The organism is Paenibacillus sp. P13VS, from assembly GCF_015143645.1.
Classification (GTDB): Bacteria; Bacillota; Bacilli; order Paenibacillales; family Paenibacillaceae; genus Paenibacillus; species Paenibacillus xylanilyticus_A.
This window is the reverse complement of sequence record NZ_WYEV01000002.1, coordinates 59849-78948: the sequence shown is the minus strand read 5'-3', so window position 1 is coordinate 78948 and position 19100 is coordinate 59849. Positions and strand designations below refer to the sequence as shown.

At 45.2% G+C, this 19100-nt stretch carries 25 protein-coding genes; 24 read left to right on the top strand and 1 reads right to left on the bottom strand.

Annotated features, from left to right (window positions below):
- Positions 1-64: 64 nt before the first annotated feature.
- The 20 genes from GUA98_RS01455 to GUA98_RS01365 all read left to right on the top strand — a co-directional run bounded on the left by GUA98_RS01455 (position 65) and on the right by GUA98_RS01365 (position 15412).
- A complete protein-coding gene (locus GUA98_RS01455) occupies positions 65-841 on the top strand; it encodes a class I SAM-dependent methyltransferase (RefSeq protein ID WP_193721870.1) in 777 nt (258 codons plus the stop codon).
- Positions 842-874: 33 nt separating this feature from the next.
- Positions 875-1093: a hypothetical protein gene (locus GUA98_RS30125; protein WP_321573824.1), complete on the top strand. Its 219-nt coding sequence runs from the start codon at positions 875-877 to the stop codon at positions 1091-1093.
- Between the two features lie 9 nt (positions 1094-1102).
- Positions 1103-1300 carry a GNAT family N-acetyltransferase gene (locus GUA98_RS30120; protein WP_321573823.1) on the top strand — a complete coding sequence of 66 codons (198 nt, stop codon included), beginning with the start codon at positions 1103-1105 and terminating at the stop codon, positions 1298-1300.
- Between the two features lie 289 nt (positions 1301-1589).
- Positions 1590-2084 carry a hypothetical protein gene (locus tag GUA98_RS01445; protein ID WP_193721869.1) on the top strand — a complete coding sequence of 165 codons (495 nt, stop codon included), beginning with the start codon at positions 1590-1592 and terminating at the stop codon, positions 2082-2084.
- Between the two features lie 51 nt (positions 2085-2135).
- Positions 2136-2687 carry a GNAT family N-acetyltransferase gene (locus GUA98_RS01440; RefSeq protein ID WP_193721868.1) on the top strand — a complete coding sequence of 184 codons (552 nt, stop codon included), beginning with the start codon at positions 2136-2138 and terminating at the stop codon, positions 2685-2687.
- Positions 2688-3068: 381 nt separating this feature from the next.
- On the top strand, positions 3069-3488 hold the full coding sequence (locus tag GUA98_RS30115) for a PhnD/SsuA/transferrin family substrate-binding protein (protein ID WP_193721867.1): 420 nt from the start codon (positions 3069-3071) through the stop codon (positions 3486-3488).
- Complete coding sequence (gene phnD, locus GUA98_RS29910) at positions 3458-3988, top strand: phosphate/phosphite/phosphonate ABC transporter substrate-binding protein (RefSeq protein ID WP_193721866.1); 531 nt, start codon at positions 3458-3460, stop codon at positions 3986-3988. The genes GUA98_RS30115 and phnD overlap by 31 nt, the downstream gene beginning before the upstream one ends.
- A 32-nt stretch (positions 3989-4020) precedes the next feature.
- On the top strand, positions 4021-4788 hold the full coding sequence (phnC, locus tag GUA98_RS01425; RefSeq protein ID WP_193721865.1) for a phosphonate ABC transporter ATP-binding protein: 768 nt from the start codon (positions 4021-4023) through the stop codon (positions 4786-4788).
- A gap of 1 nt (position 4789) precedes the next feature.
- Positions 4790-5581 (top strand): phosphonate ABC transporter, permease protein PhnE, encoded by a 792-nt coding sequence (gene phnE / locus GUA98_RS01420; protein WP_193721864.1) that lies wholly within the window; start codon positions 4790-4792, stop codon positions 5579-5581.
- A complete protein-coding gene (phnE, locus tag GUA98_RS01415) occupies positions 5578-6417 on the top strand; it encodes a phosphonate ABC transporter, permease protein PhnE (RefSeq protein ID WP_193721863.1) in 840 nt (279 codons plus the stop codon). The genes phnE (GUA98_RS01420) and phnE (GUA98_RS01415) overlap by 4 nt, the downstream gene beginning before the upstream one ends.
- A 46-nt stretch (positions 6418-6463) precedes the next feature.
- A complete protein-coding gene (locus tag GUA98_RS01410; protein ID WP_193721862.1) occupies positions 6464-7468 on the top strand; it encodes a tyrosine-protein phosphatase in 1005 nt (334 codons plus the stop codon).
- 157 nt (positions 7469-7625) lie between these two features.
- Positions 7626-8279: a GntR family transcriptional regulator gene (locus tag GUA98_RS01405; protein ID WP_193721861.1), complete on the top strand. Its 654-nt coding sequence runs from the start codon at positions 7626-7628 to the stop codon at positions 8277-8279.
- 108 nt (positions 8280-8387) lie between these two features.
- On the top strand, positions 8388-9023 hold the full coding sequence (locus GUA98_RS01400; protein WP_193721860.1) for a hypothetical protein: 636 nt from the start codon (positions 8388-8390) through the stop codon (positions 9021-9023).
- A gap of 109 nt (positions 9024-9132) precedes the next feature.
- Positions 9133-9681 (top strand): glutathione peroxidase, encoded by a 549-nt coding sequence (locus tag GUA98_RS01395; protein WP_127536166.1) that lies wholly within the window; start codon positions 9133-9135, stop codon positions 9679-9681.
- Positions 9682-9782: 101 nt separating this feature from the next.
- Entirely contained in the window at positions 9783-10640 is an 858-nt protein-coding gene (locus GUA98_RS01390) for an AraC family transcriptional regulator (RefSeq protein WP_193721859.1), read from the top strand.
- A 76-nt stretch (positions 10641-10716) separates the two neighbouring features.
- Positions 10717-11472, top strand: a complete 756-nt coding sequence (locus tag GUA98_RS01385; RefSeq protein ID WP_193721858.1) for an acyl-[acyl-carrier-protein] thioesterase — start codon at positions 10717-10719, stop codon at positions 11470-11472.
- Between the two features lie 110 nt (positions 11473-11582).
- Complete coding sequence (locus GUA98_RS01380) at positions 11583-11831, top strand: hypothetical protein (protein WP_153978098.1); 249 nt, start codon at positions 11583-11585, stop codon at positions 11829-11831.
- Positions 11832-11955: 124 nt separating this feature from the next.
- Positions 11956-12558, top strand: a complete 603-nt coding sequence (locus GUA98_RS01375) for a nitroreductase family protein (RefSeq protein WP_153978099.1) — start codon at positions 11956-11958, stop codon at positions 12556-12558.
- Between the two features lie 104 nt (positions 12559-12662).
- Entirely contained in the window at positions 12663-14294 is a 1632-nt protein-coding gene (locus GUA98_RS01370) for an S-layer homology domain-containing protein (protein ID WP_321573822.1), read from the top strand.
- Positions 14295-14482: 188 nt separating this feature from the next.
- Positions 14483-15412, top strand: a complete 930-nt coding sequence (locus GUA98_RS01365) for an NAD(P)/FAD-dependent oxidoreductase (protein ID WP_193721857.1) — start codon at positions 14483-14485, stop codon at positions 15410-15412.
- Positions 15413-15540: 128 nt separating this feature from the next.
- Here GUA98_RS01365 and GUA98_RS01360 read toward each other — a convergent pair whose 3' ends face one another.
- Complete coding sequence (locus GUA98_RS01360) at positions 15541-15735, bottom strand: hypothetical protein (RefSeq protein ID WP_193721856.1); 195 nt, start codon at positions 15733-15735, stop codon at positions 15541-15543.
- A gap of 123 nt (positions 15736-15858) precedes the next feature.
- Here GUA98_RS01360 and GUA98_RS01355 point away from each other — a divergent pair, with 123 nt between their 5' ends.
- The 4 genes from GUA98_RS01355 (at position 15859) to GUA98_RS01340 (ending at position 19046) form a co-directional block, all read left to right on the top strand.
- Positions 15859-17304, top strand: coding sequence for an FAD-binding oxidoreductase (locus tag GUA98_RS01355; RefSeq protein ID WP_321573821.1), 1446 nt, complete (start codon positions 15859-15861; stop codon positions 17302-17304).
- Positions 17301-17702 (top strand): MFS transporter, encoded by a 402-nt coding sequence (locus GUA98_RS01350; protein WP_227779348.1) that lies wholly within the window; start codon positions 17301-17303, stop codon positions 17700-17702. The genes GUA98_RS01355 and GUA98_RS01350 overlap by 4 nt, the downstream gene beginning before the upstream one ends.
- A gap of 234 nt (positions 17703-17936) precedes the next feature.
- A complete protein-coding gene (locus GUA98_RS01345; RefSeq protein WP_095287616.1) occupies positions 17937-18281 on the top strand; it encodes a DUF3243 domain-containing protein in 345 nt (114 codons plus the stop codon).
- A gap of 198 nt (positions 18282-18479) precedes the next feature.
- Complete coding sequence (locus GUA98_RS01340; protein WP_193721855.1) at positions 18480-19046, top strand: hypothetical protein; 567 nt, start codon at positions 18480-18482, stop codon at positions 19044-19046.
- Positions 19047-19100: the final 54 nt, after the last annotated feature.

Here is a 19100-nt window from a genome sequence, read left to right as displayed (position 1 = left end):
ATACTTGCCATTCACTTCAGTCATGCAGATGAATATTAAATTAGAATCGTAGGAGGTTATTGAATTGGAGAATAAAGAGACGTTTAATTCAATTGCAAATGAATATGAAAAATATAGACCTACCTACCCAAATGAAATGTATAACGATATATTTGATTATTCAAATCTGGATAGAGAAGATAAAATTCTGGAGATTGGTTGCGGGACAGGCCAAGCCACGGGAGGAATGGTCGAAAGAGATTACAAACAAATTACCTGTATTGAATATGGTGATAGATTGGCCCAGTTCACTGCAGAGAAATTTAAATCCTATGAAACGATCAAGGTGATTAATAGCTCCTTTGAAGAATGGAACGGTGAAGGGAGTCCTTTTAAGTTAGCCATTTCAGGCACAGCGTTTCATTTTATCGAACCCAAGTTTGGTTATCGAAAAGTATGGGAACTTCTTGAGAGTTCGGGTTCGACTGCCTTTTTTTGGACTATACATGTGCCCATGTTTGATGAGCTCCATAACGAAATACGATCTCACTATAAAGAACTTGCACCACATCTAGACGATTCAACGTTCCAAACCCCCGAAGAAACCATCGATGAAAGAAGAGCAATCACGGAGGAGACAGGAATCTTTACAAATATAATGGTTAGAGAATATAGTCAATTCCTTACATATTCAAGCGACGACTACGTTGCATTGCTTAACACGAATTCGAAGCATAGACAGCTTCCTAATGAACAAAAAGATATCTTATTAAATAAGATAAAAAATTCAATTGATAGATCAGGCGGAACGATTTGTAAAGATCACAGAGTGGCATTATTTTTAGGGAGAAAATTATTGTAGGAAGAGAGAAACATATCCGAAGGAGATGGGACAATGAATTTCGTATATGGAGAATATCTTATTAGCGATAACCAAGAGAAGATTGACCTCCCTACGGTAAAATGCTTTCTTGCAAGGAGCTACTGGGCGAACAAGCGCTCAGAGGAAATCATTGAGAAATCCATCCATTCTTCCATATGTTATGGAATCTACAAAGCGGAGATTCAAGTGGGATTTGCGAGGGTGGTAACAGACGAGGCTACCATGTTCTAGCTTTGTGATGTGTTTATCCATGAAGATTATAGGGGACAGGGCCTGGGGAAAAAACTCATTGAAGTAATCACACAATCGGACCGCTTCAAAAATGTAATGGGATTACTCGGAACATTAGATGCACATGAACTATACGAACAGTATCAATTCCATAGAAACCAGGATCGATTCATGGTAAGACTTCCGGATGATTTAAGGGAACGGTAAATAAACTTTATACACAGCATTCTACACACCAAAGGGGAGTATGAGATCATCTATGAATACTATTGGGACAGGAATTGGACAGGAATTGGACAGGAACCTGGTGATTCCGATGAGATCTTAGACAACTTAGTGAATAGAGAAATGCAGCCTGAGGAAACAAGCGAGCAGTATGAAGCTGAATTAACGTTTTCCAAGAGATTCAATCAGGAGTCCTGGCTAACGTATGCACCCAGTATGAAAATTTCGTTCGGCACGGTCCTTAGAGCGTAATTCGTAGGAGAGATTTTAAATGAAAAAGATTCTAATTCTGGGTATTGTGGCAAGCGGCAAAACGACATTGGCTAAGGAAATCTCTCAAAAGATAAATATACCGTGGTATGAGCTGGATACGATCGTCCATCATGAGACACCTCATGGAAGAAATAAACGAACACCGGATGAGCAAATTGCGGTGATTCAGGACATTGATCGTCACGGAGCATGGATATTCGATGGAACGGATCGGGCATCTTACCGATGCTTATGGGACATGGCAGATACCATTATCTTTTTGGATACACCCTTGTGGAAAAGAAAAACGAGAATCTTATTGCGATTTATCAAACAAAATCTAGGCATTGAAAAGAGTCATTACACAGCTGATGTACAGATGTTAAAAATGATGTACAAATGGACAAGGGATTTTGAGCGAAATCGAGTTGAGTTTGAAAAAAGATTGCAACCATACCATCATAAACTGATCATCTTAACGGATAACAAAAAACTGGAGTTAATCCATCCATAGTTGTTGTGAAGAGAATCAAAAGCTAAGCATCAATGGAAAGGAGGGGCCCTCATGCAGTATGATGACATTCAACAAACGTTGACTACGAAGAGGCTGTGCCTGAGATTGTTCGAGGAATCCGATGCTGCCACCGTCACTGAGCTGTGTAACAACTACAATATTTATAAAAGCACACTTACGTTACCCTATCCCTACACATTGGATTGTGCGTTATCCTGGATTCAGCATCACCGACAGAATTTCGAGAAAGAGAAACACTATGAATTTGCGATTTGCGATAGGGCAACAGGAACACTATATGGCGCGATAGCCTTATCTTATGATCATCGGTATAATCATGGCGAAATGGCTTATTGGATCGGTGAGGCGTATTGGGGGATGGGTTATGCGACAGAAGCTTCACAAGCGATATTGCACTTTGCCTTTCATGTGAAGAGATTTCATAAAGTATATGGACGACACTTTGCCTCTAATCCGGCGTCTGGAAAAATTCTTCAAAAGATAGGTATGGTTCAGGAAGGTGTCCTCATAGATCATGTAAAGAAAGAGGGCCAATACGAAAGTCTGATCTATTATGGAATTGTAAAAAAAGAAGAGGAATAAACGGAGCTTATGATCCTCAGGGTTGTAAACAGAAGATAGAAATTTCACAGCTTTATTTCGCATCATTAAAATGAACGAGCAGACATTGACGGTACATGATGCATCGGTTCATTTTCTGCTTCATTTTTGTTAAATTGATCCCTCCGATATGAATAAATCAGCACGTCTCCTTCCATTCAGAAACCAACAAATATTCTCCCTGAAGATAATGGTTCGGCCCATAATTTAGTATGTTTATTCAATTTTATGACTACTAATACCCTAGAATGTTTTACAAATTCGGTGATTTACCAAATCATTCTTCTTACATTCAACTTGTATCCTACTTGTGTACCAGAGATTTCGGTATGGAATCAACCACATTTCAGGAGGGTATACATTGTGAAAAATAGTAAACGCAAAAGTTATCAAAGCTTGATCCTCTCGCTTGTATTTATGCTTGTCATCCTGTCGGGATGCGGGGCCTCAGCTAGCTCAAGCTCGAGTGAAGGTGGAATGCCCGAAGTCATCCGCATCGGAATTATGCCAAGCGAAGAGGGCGAGATGAACCGTTCCCAGGAACAGCTAGCAACAGATATTACGGAAGCAACCGGTATCCCTGCTGAAATTTTTGTAGCTGAAGATTATAACATGGTTATCGAAGCCCTGCGTGCAGGTAAAATCGAAATTGGACTGATCGGGCCGTTTGGTTACATCATCGCTACGGAACGGGCCAATGCCAAGCTGCTTGTTCGTTCTGAAGTGATCAACAATCGAATACGGTCATCCTCGTGCGTAAAGACTCTCCATATCAAAGTGTAAAGGACCTTAAAGGAAAAGATTTTTTGTTTGCTGATCCGGCATCGACCTCCGGCAATTTGTACCCACGTGCCACATTGATGAAAGAGCTGGGTCTTTCCAATAAGGAGCTGGATTCCTTCTTCGGCAGTGTAGCGTTCTCCGGTGGACATGACAAATCACTGCTTGCACTGGCCAACGGCAATGCGGATGCGATTGGTACGTCAAGTCTCATGGTGCCGATGATGGCTGAATCCGGACTTGTTAAAGAGGAAGATTTCCGCGTGATTGCCGAATCGGATCCGATCGTCGGTGGGGCTCCACTGCTTTACCGTCAAGACTTGCCAGAAGAATTGGTTACACAGCTGCGTGAGCTCATGCTGGACTATGATACGAAAAACCCTAAATTCCTCGACAGTGTAGGCGCAGCCCGTTTTGTAGAAGGCAGCGACAGTGATTTTGATCCAATCCGGGAAGTCGCCAAAGCACTGGATATGTCCCCAGAGGAACTGCTCAAGAAATAGAATTCAAACGTGAAAGATAAGGAGGAAATAATATGACACTTTTACAGGTGGAAGGGTTGTCCAAGGTATATCCTGACGGAACCAAAGCACTTGATAACTTGAACCTGACGATTAATGCCGGAGAGTTTGTTGTCGTCATTGGACCGAGCGGCGCCGGGAAGAGCACTTTGCTGCGAAGCCTGAACCGAATGATCGAGCCGACAAACGGAAAGATTCTGTTCAAAGGCAGTGAAACCATGGGCATCAAGGGGAAAAAGCTCCGGGAACTTCGACGCCATATGGGTATGATTTTTCAGGGATATAACCTGGTCACTCGCGTATCCGTTCTTCATAACGTGCTGCATGGACGATTAGGCTACATGAATCCGCTCAAAGGCGCACTGGGTCTCTACTCCAAAGCTGATACAGAGGCAGCCAAGGTTATGCTCCACCGTGTTGGTTTACATGAACAGATGTACAAGAGGGCAGATGAACTCAGTGGAGGTCAGCAGCAGAGAGTAGGCATTGCACGAGCGCTTTCGCAGAAGCCGGATTTGATATTGGCAGATGAACCGATAGCGAGTCTCGACCCTGCTTCCTCGGAGACGATCATGCATTACCTGTATACGATCTGCAAAGAGGAAGGCATTGCCTGTCTGTGCAATCTGCATCAGGTGGATATCGCGAAGAAATATGCAACCCGTATCATCGGCATTCATAAAGGGTCCAAGGTCTTTGACGGAACACCTGAAGAACTGACGGAAGATATGATCCGGCTCATTTACAACCAGACCAATCCCCAAGTGAAGGAGACAGCCTGACATGAATGCGGCTCAGTTGCAATCTGCCCGAAAAATGAAACGCACCCAGACGATATTGTTTGTTATTGTGCTGCTCGCTCTCATCATCTGGTCTTCCATCGGCGCAGAGTTTTCATTAGGTGCTTTATTTGCAGGGATAGGAGAGAGCTTCCGATTTATCTTTTTCGATTTTCTTCCACCTGATCTTTCTACACTTTCCCAGCTCATTGAACCTGCTCTGCAGACTCTGTATATGAGCGTGGTAGCGATGGTCATCGGGTCGGTTGTAGCAGGAATGTTATCCTTTTTAGCCGCAGCCACAACAAGCCCGCACCCTTACCTTCAGGTATTTGTTCGTGCAGCTACATCGCTGTTTCGTAACATTCCGGTCATTATCTGGACGATACTGCTTGTTGCAGCGTTTGGACTGGGTGCTGTAGTCGGTACAATGTCACTGATCCTGATCTCGATCGGTATGCTGACACGTTCCTTTGCCGAGGTGCTTGAAGAGATTGATATGGGGCAGGTAGAAGCGGTTCGTGCTGCCGGCGGAAGTTATTTTCAAGTGTTGTCCCAAGCCGTATTTCCACAATTCCTTCCCGGGTTTATCGGCTGGAGCTTGTACAACTTCGAAATCAACGTACGCGCATCCACGATTGTAGGTATGGTTGGAGGCGGTGGCCTCGGATTTATCCTGCAATCCAAGCTGAAGCTGTTTCAGTATCAGGAAGCCAGCATGGTCGTGCTGCTTGTGCTCGTTATCGTTCTTGTTGTGGAAACGATCACCAATCGCGTAAGGGAGCGAATCATATGAGTATGCAAATGAACGAAGTGAAGCCATCTTTTACGCTGTATACTTCCATGCCAGAGCCACCCAAGCCGAAGAGGAACAAGCTGTTAGTGATCGGTCTGCCGCTTATTGCTGTGCTTTTTGTATTCAGTCTCGTCCAGCTGCAGTTCGATTATGCCAAGATTGCCCAAGGCTTTACGAAACTCGGCGGTTACATGGGAACCATGTTTCCACCTGATTTCTCCGCCTGGCGGCATGTCCTGCTAGCAGCTGTAGAATCATTGCAGGTGGCCATTCTTGGATCGGTGCTGGGGATAGTCGTAGCGTTCTTTCTCTCCTTTTTGGCTGCAAGCAATTTGACGCCTCATCCGTTCGTTGCCTGGATCATTCGAAGCGCTGCTTCCTTGCTTCGTGCGATTCCCACTATCGTGTGGGCTCTCATCTTTATCGTGTCTGTGGGTCTTGGACCGCTTCCCGGAGTGCTTGCGATCGCTGTGTCTGCGGCAGGTATGCTTGTCAAAGTATTTGCCCAGTCACTGGAGGAGATCGACAAGGGCGTACTCGAAGCAATGCAGTCTACCGGTGCCAGCTGGCTGCAGATTGTCATGCAGGGTATTTTGCCTACGGTGAAAACAGCCTTTATCGCCTGGTGTGTGCTGCAGCTGGAAGGCGGCATTGCCGAATCCACAATTCTTGGTGCGGTTGGCGCAGGAGGTATTGGATATGAGATGACTCATGCCATGAAATCCTATAACTTTGCAGCGGCTTTATTTGTGGGATTGGTCGTTTTCGTCATGGTATTCAGCGTGGAGTTTGTGGCAAACCGATACAAAATGAAGCTAAAAACACGTCAGAACTGATTCATATAAAATCATATAATGAGTACCATTTGGAGGAGGAAGCACAATGTCAACATCTAATTCACTTTTAAAACAAGGCCCTCAGGTTCAGGCTAAGTATAGCGAGAATAACGGGATAGCATTAGCCTGGAATATGGCAGAGTCCATGGAGGTGGAGGCAGTTTACCATTCTGTGAGTCCGGAATTTATTGAATCCAACTGCACGCTGCTAGATATACAGATTGACCCGGCAGGAGCGGTATTTACGAGAACGGTGTCTCCTGGCCGCAACTATTATCATGTGAAATTCACGGATGGGTCGGTGTCCACCATTAACGACCGCATGATCTACACGGATGGCGTAATTAATTTCCGGGATATGGGTGGTTACCTTACAGAAGATGGTCGTACGACCCGTTGGGGCATGCTGCTGCGATCTGCTGATCTGCATGAGCTTAGTGAGCAGGACCTGCAAACGGCAGCTGCGCTTGGCATTGACTGGATTTGTGATCTGCGCAGCGATTTTGAAGTAGCCAGCCGTCCAAGTCCAGCCATTGGCCATGAGATCAATACGAATATTCCCTTTATGGCGGAAGCAAGTCCGGAGGAAATGCAGAAGATCGGACATGATCTGCATGCAGGCTACAAAGCCATGATTTTAAATACGGAGAAATGTGCACTCATTCTAAATGAACTATTACAAGAAGAGCGGGATACTTCCTTATTCCACTGTGCCGCTGGCAAAGACCGAACCGGAGTTGTATGTGCCTTGATTCTTCTCACCCTGGGTGTGCCTCGAGAAGTAGTTATTGAAGACTATGAGCTGACGAATCTCGCGGTGGAAGGTCTCATGCAGCGTTTCCTATCCGGAAACAACAAGGATTATCAGAAATATATGGATCAAATGCCTGAACTACAGGGAGCGATTCCGGAAATGATGAAAGCGGCCTTCATCCAGGCTGCACTCGAAGCAATCGATGAAAACTACGGGTCTTTCGAGCTATATCTTTCAGAGGGACTAGGCATTACCTCAGAGCAAAGGACAGCTCTTCAAAACAAATATCTGGTTTAATAAAATGGAGTCCAGACACTGGAATACAGTGCTCGGACTCCTTCTTGCCTCCGTCTGGTTGCGTAACTTCTCCTAAGACTGGTAATATAGGGTGAAATGTGTAGATTGCGTTAAAATTCAAGTGAAGTCCTCATCAATGGGAGAAAGGGATTATGATATGAACAAAATATCGCTTGTCGATACAGCATATATGATGCTGCGTGAGCGAATGGTCTGCGGAGAATTAATGCCCGAAACCCTGCTATCGGAGAACGAGTTGGCCGAGGAGTACCAGATGAGCCGTACCCCAATTCGTCATGCCATTGCTCGTCTTGAATCCGAAGGTTATGTAACTGCTCTCAAAAATCGCGGTGTCTTGGTTAAGGATGTCGGCGGGAAAGAATTTCTAGATCTAATCGAACAGATACAATCCATGCTTTTTTATTCTTTTGAAATGATGAAAAATCCGAACCGAGAGATCTATTTAAATCTGGAATCACTCGCAGCTCATGTGGAGGCTCAGCGAACCGCCGAGAAAAGGAATGATTATCCTTTATACACCGAGCATCATTTTCTTTTCATGCGGGAGATCGTAGAATCCTTGAACAATGGTGTCATGCTGAACACATTTGATTCCTTTCGGGATAAACTCTACATGTATTCCATCGTCCGCTTCAAGCGAACTCCACATATCAAACATTACAGTGCGATCGGGATTAATCGGGATACGCTGCACGCCTTATCCAGTAATGATTATAGCGCAGCTCAAGAGGTTGTGTTATCTCTCATTCCTATTACCAGAGAGCGTATGCTTGCAACAGGTCAGTTTTAACTTTTTTTCTATGAAAAAGGTATGGGTTATTTTCATATGGCACATGCTTCAGAAGGTTATAACGCAGCCTCCACGGGCTGCTTATTTTGTTAGAGGAAGGTGAAGAAAATGACGGTTGTAGGTATACTCGGAACCATTCATAATCCGGAATTGAGAGAAACATATCATTGTTCACTCGCCCTATATGAATCTCTTATTACTGAATTTAAGCCGGATATCATATGCGGAGAAGTACACCCGTTAAGCTGGCAGAAATACCTCAAGGACCGCAATAATAAGGGATATTGGGGAGAGCCGGCAAGCGAATATTGGGAGCCCATATTTCCATTATGTGAGGAAAACCAGATTGAATTTGTACCCATTGACTGGTTTGAACTAGATGTGTGGAATCATTTCGATCCATTTGGAGGTTATTCCGAAGAGAAGCGTGAAGAATTACAGCGGATCGACGATGAATGGTTTTTGAAACAAATGAGTACACATGCAGCGGGAAACATACCCTTCAATTCAGTGGAGTTTGATGAGATGACCCGTCTGAAATATGAATGGTTAAACCAGATCAATCCAACAGCTCACAACATTCGCTGGGTCGTGCGTAATCAAATTATGATTCAGCGGGTGAAAAACACAATTGATTCGAATCCGGATAAGAGAATTCTGTGTATTGTAGGAGCCGATCATAATGATCTGTTCCAAGAGACACTAATCCAAGAACCGATTCAACTGGTCTATCCGTTAAGGTAGTACTGAAATGATGGGGTCCATACTTTTTTAATACAGCAGAGACCATTTCGTATATAATAGAGGACACGTATCATTCTACATACTACATAACAACGAGGTGCACCAATCTATGGCAACAATCTATGATTTTACAGTTACCAAAACTAGCGGAGAACGATTCCCGCTCTATCAATACGAAGGAAAGCCCGTGCTGATTGTGAATACGGCAAGCAAATGCAAATATACGCATCAGTTTGATGATATCCAGAAGCTGTACGATAAGTATAAGGATCAAGGCCTTCAGGTTATCGGTTTTCCGTGCAATCAATTTGCTGAACAGGAGCCTGGAAGCAGTGAAGAAGCGGCTTCGTTCTGCCAGATTAATTATGGAGTGAAATTCCCCATGTTCTCCAAAATGGACGTAAATGGAGACACGGCACATCCCCTGTATGACTTTCTGAAAAAATCAGGGCCTTTCGCCGGGTTTGACGAGTCCGATGTGCAAGCCAAGCTGCTGAAGTTAATGGTCGCGGATAAGGCGCCTGAATGGCTGCACGGTGATGCAATCAAGTGGAACTTCACGAAGTTCCTGATTAATGCCGAAGGGCAAGTCGTTAAACGCTTCGAACCGGTGGATTCCATGGATGAAGTTCAGGCTAGCATTGAGCAGCTGTTGTAATTATAGAGATTTAGAAGAGGCCATGAGTTGAACCGTGAACAGCGGTACGTTCATGGCTTCTATGCTAGATAAGAAAACCTCTCCCATAGGGGGCGCTCAAAATGACACGTATGCATCAGTTTAATGCACCGCTGGAATACAGTTATCGTTCAACGCGCACTTTTTTCAGTGGGGCGTCAGACGGATTCCATTCTCATCCGCACTATGAGGTCTATTATTTTCATGCCGGAGAGTGCACCTATATTATAGGCGACCGTGTATACAGCCTGGAACCAGGAGACCTCATTCTAATGCATGGGATGACGCTTCACCGGGCTCATCCGGTACCTGGCGGATTATATGAACGCACAACACTGCACTTTGATCCATCACTTATTCGCAGCAGCCTTCATCCCGATCGAATCAGCGAGGTACTTATGCCTTTTGATGAGCTCCGAAACTGCCGAATCAATCTGACGGGTGACATCCGTGCGGAATTCGAATCCCTGCTGCTGAACCTGGATCAGCTATCCGTCCATTCGGGTGATTTCAAACAGGAACGAATGACAGCACGTTTGTGCGACCTGTTATATTTTGTGGCTGGTATTTGCCATGGGATCGTGGTGGATCATCGCCCTTCATCGGATAAGGAGCGTCATGTCCAGCACATCATGGGTTATGTAGATACGCATTATATGCAGGATATCGGTCTGGATGATCTCGCGAACGAGCTTCATTTATCCAAGCCTTACTTGGCGGGGTTGTTCAAAGAAATGACAGGCAGCACTATATTCAAGTATCTGTATGACCGCCGTATCAATCAGGCCAAACTGCTATTTCAGTTTCAACCTGATATTTCGGTTACTGAGGCAAGTCGGTTGTCGGGGTTTAAGCGTTTGTCACATTTCAGCCGCATATTCAAACAAAACGTGGGCTGTGCCCCTGACTTGTATCGTACTCGCTTACACAAGACCCAGTGATGAATGCGGCATGATATTACTCTTATCAATTTTATCAATACACACAATTGGTGCGAACCGAAGGAGGTTTTAACGAATGACAACGGAATTACCTTATGCATTTCAGTACCGAATTGGGTCATCCGAATCAGACTATAAGTCATTATACAGGCCTTCTGCATTGCTGGAACATATGCAGCTTGCAGCAGACCGCGATCTGGCGCGGATGGGTATTACCGTATCGGAAATGCTGGATCAGGGGTTGGGCTGGATGTTAATCACGACGGATTTGACCCTATTCCGCCAAGCTCGATTGGAGGAAGAAGTCAGTCTCCAGACCTGGCATAAAGGCAATAAAGGAGTCATGTGGCTGAGGGATTATGTTCTTACCGATACAGAGGGGAATCATATCGCAGAGGCACGTACTTCCTGGGCGCTTGTTGATCTGGAGAAACGAAAGCTCCTCAGACCAGCAGCACTGCCTTTTGAAGTCAAGTCACATCCTGAATTATCGCTGGGTGAACCCCCGGAGAAAGTGATGCTTCCTTCAGGATTGGAGACACAGGAAGACTACCGTCTGATCGTTCGATACAGCAGCACGGACAGCAACGGTCATATGAATAATGCGAGATATGCCGATGTGTGCTGTGACGCACTTACGGCTGAAGAGCTTGCTGCTCGTCTGACAGGCATGCAGATATCGTATCACCGGGAAATTCGAATGCAGGAAGAACTGGTTGTGGAACGAACAGAAGCGATAGATGGCGTTATCTGGATTCGCGGACGATCAGGAGCTGATGCGCAGCATATTATTTTTGAAGCAAAGTTAAGTTTTGAAGATGTTGCTGCTTAAATACTGAGATTAAAGGCTGCCCAAATCCTCGGGGTGGTCTTTTTGTTGTGTTTAGAAGACAGGCAGAAAAGGTAAAGAAAGGGTAATGAAACCAGAGGAGGCGTTTAAGAATGAAAAATCAGATTCCAGGTCAGAATAAAGAATCGAATAAGGCACATGCGCACGATAATCCTGAACAATTCCCGACGGAGAAGGAAAGTTTGCTTGACCAGTATGAAGAAGAGCAGACCGTGGACCCCATTCCCTTGGAGGATCTGAATATGGAACAGCAGGAAGAGAAAAATAAGGATCAAACCAAGAGCAACTCTTCGACTGAAGAGAAATACCGTGCGGATTATCGGGAGACGAATCAAGATTGATTTTGCCTATTTGGATATTCAGTGAGATTAAAATAGTTTGTTGACTAATGTATGTTACTATATTATAGTTACTAATGTTAGTTTTAAAAATCTTGATATTAAACCAATGTGGAGGCGAATCGTTATGTCTAAATCTTTCTTTGACGCTTTGAAAAACAGAAGATCCTATTACGGAATCAGCAAGGAATCCACAATCTCGGATGCGAAAATTCAAGAAATCGTTGAAGAAGCCGTAAAGTATACGCCAACTTCGTTTAACTCACAAACTTCCCGTGCAGTGGTTTTGCTTGGTGAACAACATGATAAACTGTGGAACCACACAGAAGAAATCCTGCGTGAAGTGGTTGGGGATGCAGAAGCCTTCAAATCCACAGCTGAGAAAATGGCCGGATTCCGCAGCGGATACGGTACAATATTGTTCTTCGAAGACAACAATGTCATTGCACAACTTCAACAAAATTTTGCAGCCTATGCGGATAATTTCCCAATCTGGGCTAATCAATCCAACGGCATGCTGCAGCTCGTGATCTGGACAGCACTCGAGCAGGAAGGTCTTGGAGCTTCCCTGCAGCACTACAACCCACTGATTGATGAGAAAGTGAAACAAGAATGGAATATTCCAGAACACTGGAGACTGATCGCTCAAATGCCATTTGGTAAGCCAACAGCAACACCAGGCGAGAAAGAATTCCAGCCGATTGAAGAACGTGTTAAAGTACACAAATAAAGTAATAACTTTTAGGCGGATTTCCAACATTTAAACACATACGGCCTCGCTTCAATTTGATACGATGAGTAAGATCGTACTCCAATGAAGCGAGGCTTTTTGATGTGAACAATAGAATAGAGAAACGTGCTGGTCGACAAGTGGCAACAGTCTTGTTTGTTGCTCTCTGTATACTTGTACTGGTACCATTCTTCCCCATCTCGGTGGAAGCAGCAGTGTCTAAACAGCAGTTCCAGGATATTAGCACCAGTTATGCGAAAGAAGCGATAACTCATTTGGTGAGCGAGGGTATTGCTGCCGGAACGTCTGAAACCAGGTTTGAGCCCAAGAAGGCCGTGACACGAGCTGAATTTGCGACTTTTGCAGTTCGATTGCTCGGCCTGAAACCTGTTAAAAATAATATTAGTCCATACAGTGATACCCGTACCACAGCTTGGTATTACGGCAATGTCTCTGCAATGACCAACCTTTCCATTCTGGAGGGGAAAGGGCAGGGAACGTTTCAACCGAACGCTTCCATAACGAGAGAAGAGGCGGCTGCCCTGCTTGTGAGAATGCTGAAACAGACGTCCGGTTCTACAGGACTTTTATCTACAACTTATGTTGATGCATCGGATATTTCGGTATGGGCGAAGCCTTATGTACAGAAGGTATATCAGCTCGGCCTGATGCGTGGTAGTGATGGTTTATTCCGACCGCAGGATCAGGTGACTCGCGAGGAAGCTGCTGTGATGCTGGATGCGATTTTACAAAAGAAAGAATGGTCGCAGCAGCTTGGGAATGCTGATTCCTTGGGAATACAGCTGGGCTGGCAGTATAACTCCACTACAGCCGAATTCAAGAAGCAGGTTGAACAATCCGAGGTGAATACTCTGGTTCCCCGGTGGTTCTTTTTGAACAGCAGCATGCAGATTACAGATCATACAGACGCTACGCTGCTCACATGGGCATCGTCAACCAATCGGGAAGTTTGGCCTCTGCTTGGCAACCGTTCTGATGCTGCGATGACGCACCAGATGTTATCCAGTTCAGCGAACAGGACGTCGGTCGTGACTCAGGTTACTGCTTATGTGAAGAAATACCAATTGGATGGTATTAATGTGGATTTTGAAAACGTGTTGCCAGAAGACCGGGCAGGCATGACTGCTTTTGTGACGTCGCTTGCTGCTTCGCTGCATACGATTGGTGCTGTCGTCTCGGTGGATGTATCCCCTGATCTGGGTACGGACTGGACCGAAGCATTCGATTATGCCAAGCTTGGCGCCGTGTCCGATTACATGGTTCTTATGGGATATGAAGAACATTGGAATGGAGATCCTATAGCCGGGTCGGTTGCCTCACTTCCTTGGGTAGAAAATGCCCTCGATACCATGCTTACGGACGTTGTGCGTGCCAAAGTTATTTTGGCGCTTCCGCTCTACACCAGAGACTGGTCATCGGCTAGCCCGGCAACAACTTCATGGGATATTACCCTTGCGGAGCAGGGAACACGGGCACATGCTGCGGGCTCTGTGAGACAGTGGAATGCAAGTCTGGAGCAATATGTTATTGGGTATTCGAGTAACGGCTTGGCAAGATACATCTGGGCAGAGGAGAGCCGCTCCTTAACTGCCAAAGTTAGAATGAGTACAGACCGGAAGATAGCGGGGCTGGCTTATTGGTATATGGGCGGGGAAACCGCAGATGTCTGGAATGCCATCTCCAACGCTTCTCGCTTTGAATCATATCTGTTTTAATTTTTATCGGGATCTAAGGAATAAGGGGCCCAAACCGGACTGTGAACCATGCGGACGGTTTGGGTTATTTATTTTTTGTACAAGCTAGAGCTAGGACGTTTGAGTCTGATTGAGCGGTTTAATGTATAGAAGGATCGGAAGCGATCTACATATACCAAGACAAAAGGATGGACTGGAGGAGATGAAGGTTGCGAGAATATGATTGCATCATTGTAGGTGGCGGGCTCGCAGGACTTCAGGCTGCCATTCAGCTGGGACGTTACAGTTCGCATCAGCTGCTGGTGGTGGATGCTGGAGAAGGCAGGTCAACCCTGTGCCGAACCTATCATAATATTTTGGGATTTCCAGAGGGTGTATCAGGTGAAGAATTAAGATCCAAAGGCAGAATGCAAGCCGAGAAGACTGGAGTTGCATTTGAAAAGGATCGTATTATTAAAGCAGAACGGATTGGGGAACAGATTCAATTAACGGGTTCCTCTGGCACTATATATTCAGCAAGGACTGTGCTACTGGCAACCGGGCTTAGTGACCGTTTCCCTGCGATTCCGGGACTCCGGCCAACACTGGGCAGATCAGTCTACGTGTGCCCGGACTGTGATGGATATGAAATTCAGGATCGTCGCACCATATTGCTGGGATCAGGAGAAGCTGGTGCCAATATGGCCATGATTCTGATCGAGCGTACCAATGATCTTCTGTATATCAACCATGAACAGAAACCAATCTCTGCTGAGCTTCACCGAAGCATGAAGGAGGCAGGCGTGCGTTATCTTGAAGCTGCGGTCCAGGAAGTACAACAAACAGAGGACGGATATATTACAGGGGTACTGACCGAAGATGGGCAGATCTATGAATCAGAACGCGGATTTATTGCTTTTGGTGGCAACCGGGTGCATTTCGAGCTTGCAGAGCAGCTTGGAGCGGTTATCACTGATAATAAGCATGTTGAAGCGGATCATCGAAGTTTGCAGGCAGCCCCAAATGTTTGGATTGCAGGGGATTTGGGACTTCATGCGGAGCAAGCTACGGTAGCGATGGGCGAAGGCTCTATAGCAGCTATCTGGATTCACAAGGAGTTACAGAAGATCAAAAAGGAAAATAAAGTGAAGCAGTTGTAGACAAAGCAGGTACGATCAGGTTTTCCTTTTATAGATATACGAAAAGTCCTTCAGCCTGTTTAGGTTGAAGGACTTTTTGATTGAGCAGCAAATTGAGCAGCAAATTGAGCTGCAAATAGGTTGAGAATCTATTTGTTTGATTGATTTTGGTGGTTGTTTGCTGCCGGCTTGTCTTTGGGATGTCCGGAAATATTGTCCACGATATCTCCAATCGCATCCTCAATCATGTCTGTTGGGCCAGGATTGTTGGGATCAGGATGTAGGACAGTATTGACACCTGGCTCAAGATCTTTGTTTTTCTTTTCTTTTTTAGGTTCACTCATGTGTATCCTCCTTATCAATCAGGTCTAGGGTGTTCCTTAACATCTCCAAACGTTGTAATGTATATGTAAACGATTAACCGCTGGAATGGGTTTGAAACGTTTTGGGTGGAAGGAGGTCGTTATGTGTTCAAAAAAATGAGTGTACTCCTGCTGCTCCTTGTTCTATGCATTTGGACGTATTGGAGAACGGGTGGAGAAGATCAGAATCCATATCTCATTACAGATTACAGTCGCCTACACCCGGTAAAAGTAGAACGCGTCGTGCAGGGTCATCAGGAACAGCAGCTTGTAGAGCTGCTCAAGGATGCAAGGGAGAATCATCTGACGGTGTCCATAGCAGGACAACGTCATAGTCAGGGCGGACACACCTATTACCGAGACGGCATCATTATTGATATGACTTCTTATAACCGTATACTGGACATTCAGCCGGAAGCCAAAAGGATAACCGTTCAGTCCGGTGCAACATGGGCGGATGTGCAGCGAGCAATCAATCCGTATGGCCTTTCGCTCAAAAATATGCAGTCTCAAAATATCTTTACGGTCGGAGGTTCGATTAGTGTGAATGCCCACGGGAGGGAGCTTCGCAACGGATCATTGATTCAGAGCGTGGAGTCCTTTCGTCTCCTGACTGCTGATGGGCAGATCCGGGAAGTGAGTCGTACGTCCAATTCGGAACTATTTCCGTTGGTTCTGGGCGGATATGGACTCTTTGGCCTGATTTTGGATGTGACACTGACGCTGACGGACGATGAATTATATCAACTTAGCGTAGACCGAATTCAGGCCGCAGCGTACCCAACGTATTTCCGTAGAAATGTACTCGGCGATCCGGACATGCGGATGCATCTGGCCCGCATCTCACTTCAGCCGGGTAAAGGGTATTTTAGCGATATGTATGCTCTTAATTATGCGATGGATACGAGGGCCTCGCTTCAGGATTATAATAAAATGTCTGTACGCGAACCTGGCGTGCTGCCTGCCAAAATTATATTCAACCTTAATCGCGGAACGGTTTGGGGCAGAGAGTGGTTTTGGGAACTGCAGCAGCGATATTTCGAATCACAGGACGGAACGAGGATCAGCCGGAATAATGCGATGGCTTCCCCATCAGCGTTTATGGAATATCATCAGCCCGGCACTAACGACTTGCTGCAGGAGTATTTTATCCCTATGGATGCTTTTCCTGCTTTCGTTAAGGAGATGGGGGAGATCGTTTCCCAAGAGAAACTCGATCTGCTGAACATAACCGTTCGTTATGTGCCGAAAGACGATGAAGCCGTTTTATCCTATGCAACACAGGATATGTTCGGCCTGGTATGCCTATTCCATGCCTCGCTGTCGGACGATGAACAGAGTAAGTTCAAGGCTAGTTTGCAGAGGATCATAGATTCGGTGATTCGCTTCAAAGGGACCTATTATTTGCCCTATGAGGCATATGCCACAGCGGATCAATTCGATCAGGCCTACGTTCATAAGGACGTTTTCTTTGCAGCAAAGGATCAGTACGATCCAGAGCATGTATTTATGAACTATTTTATGGAGCAATACGGAGGGAACGGTAAATGAATATGAAGTGGTTGGTCCGTTCACAGAGCATGGTTACCCTTGCTTCAGGTATGATTTATCCTTATTATTTGTTGTTTCTTAAAAATCTCGGTAACAGCTTCTCTAAATATGGACTTGCTTTTGCTGTTTTTACAATCAGTTCAGCGGCTGCATCACAGTGGCTGGGCCCCCGGCTGGACGTGTATGCAAAACGGTGGCTAATGATGAGTTCGCTGGGCATGGCAGGAGCAATGATTGCTTTTCCGTGGATTACAAGCTACATATGGGTATTGCTGCTGCAGATCATCATGGGGCTCTGCAATGCCATGCAGCGAATGAGTGAACGGGTGCTGCTTGCAGACTATACGGAGCCAGGTAAGCGGGGCAAGCCGGTTGGCAATTATCATTTCTGGACATAAGCTGCATCAGGATTTGCCGTAATTATCGGTGGACTGCTGATCGATTGGCTTACAATTGATGTTTTGTTTTATCTGAGTGCTATGTTGTATGTTTGGGGAAGTATATCCATATGGCGGTCAAATGATGCAACAACCCGTTAATAAATGAAGTATAGAAATAGCCTGATTAAACTCCAGCGAGACGTTTATATTATAGATGACAAGCCAAATATTAAGCTCAAGGAGGAATTCAAAATGAATGAGAGTAATCATGTAATTCATAAAGATGGTCAAGTGGCAACGGAGAAGGTTGAGAATGCAATTGATAAAATTGCACCAGAGGAAAGAGAACAGATTCTGCAAAACTTCGATGCCTTTAAAGAGTATTTGGGTAAACGGATTGCTATGGGAGAATCCATTGGCCTGGGTGAAGAGCAGATGGCGAAAATTGCCGAGAAGGTAGCCGATTATCTGGCAGCGAAGGAAGAGCCGCGTAACCGTGAAGAGAAATTGCTGCAGGAGCTATGGAATGTAGGTAAGGAAGAGGAACGACATATGTTGGCTCATATGCTGGTCCGTCTTGCACAGCACACTCATTAAAAACAAGAGAACCTTGGATGCGAGGCATTCAAGGTTCTTTTTATTGTAACTATTTTTCATCTCGCTGATACTTTTAAATGATTGTAAACAAGTATGATGATTTTAGTAAAAGTTGAAATGATTTTTCACATGACCGTTTGAAGACAAACCCTTCCGGTTAAGGAAATAGTAACGTTCATATAAGGAGAGATGCTGCCTATGAAGAACGCGGCGAAACAATGGAAATTAAAAATACTCGGTACTGCTGCACTGTTGCTTGGTATCATCGTGCTTACTACATATTTGCTTACACCGGCGAATGCCGAGGAAAGTGCCGGTTCCTCACAGGCTTCTGCAAAAGAAGCTCAGGCAGCCAATTCCGAGATGTATACAGCCTATGTGGATGAGCTTCAGCAGGAGAATGGCAAACTCTATTTAATCGTGGACCGGATTGGTTGGTATCAGGGAGAAGAAGCGGATAAAGTGTTCGAGCAGCGCAACCCTGATTCGGGTATAGATGGAGCTCCGGATGGATACTATATTATCAACGACAGCAAGGAGCAGGACAAGATTGAAGTCAGCAGCAATGCCGAAGTGCTGATGCAGCTGTATGATCGCGATGGAACGGTCAAAGGAACAGAGATTCAGTGGAATGAACCGATTGCTCTCAGCAAATTTGAATCCCTGTACGACAACAAAAACATTGTGGATCTGTCCGTATTCCCATATCACCTTACGGTGCAGGATGGTAAGGTTACAAAAATCGTTCAGCAATATATCCCATAACATCATTATGAGCTTCGTAAGCATTCCTCCTGTTCGTCAGAACAGTGAGGAATG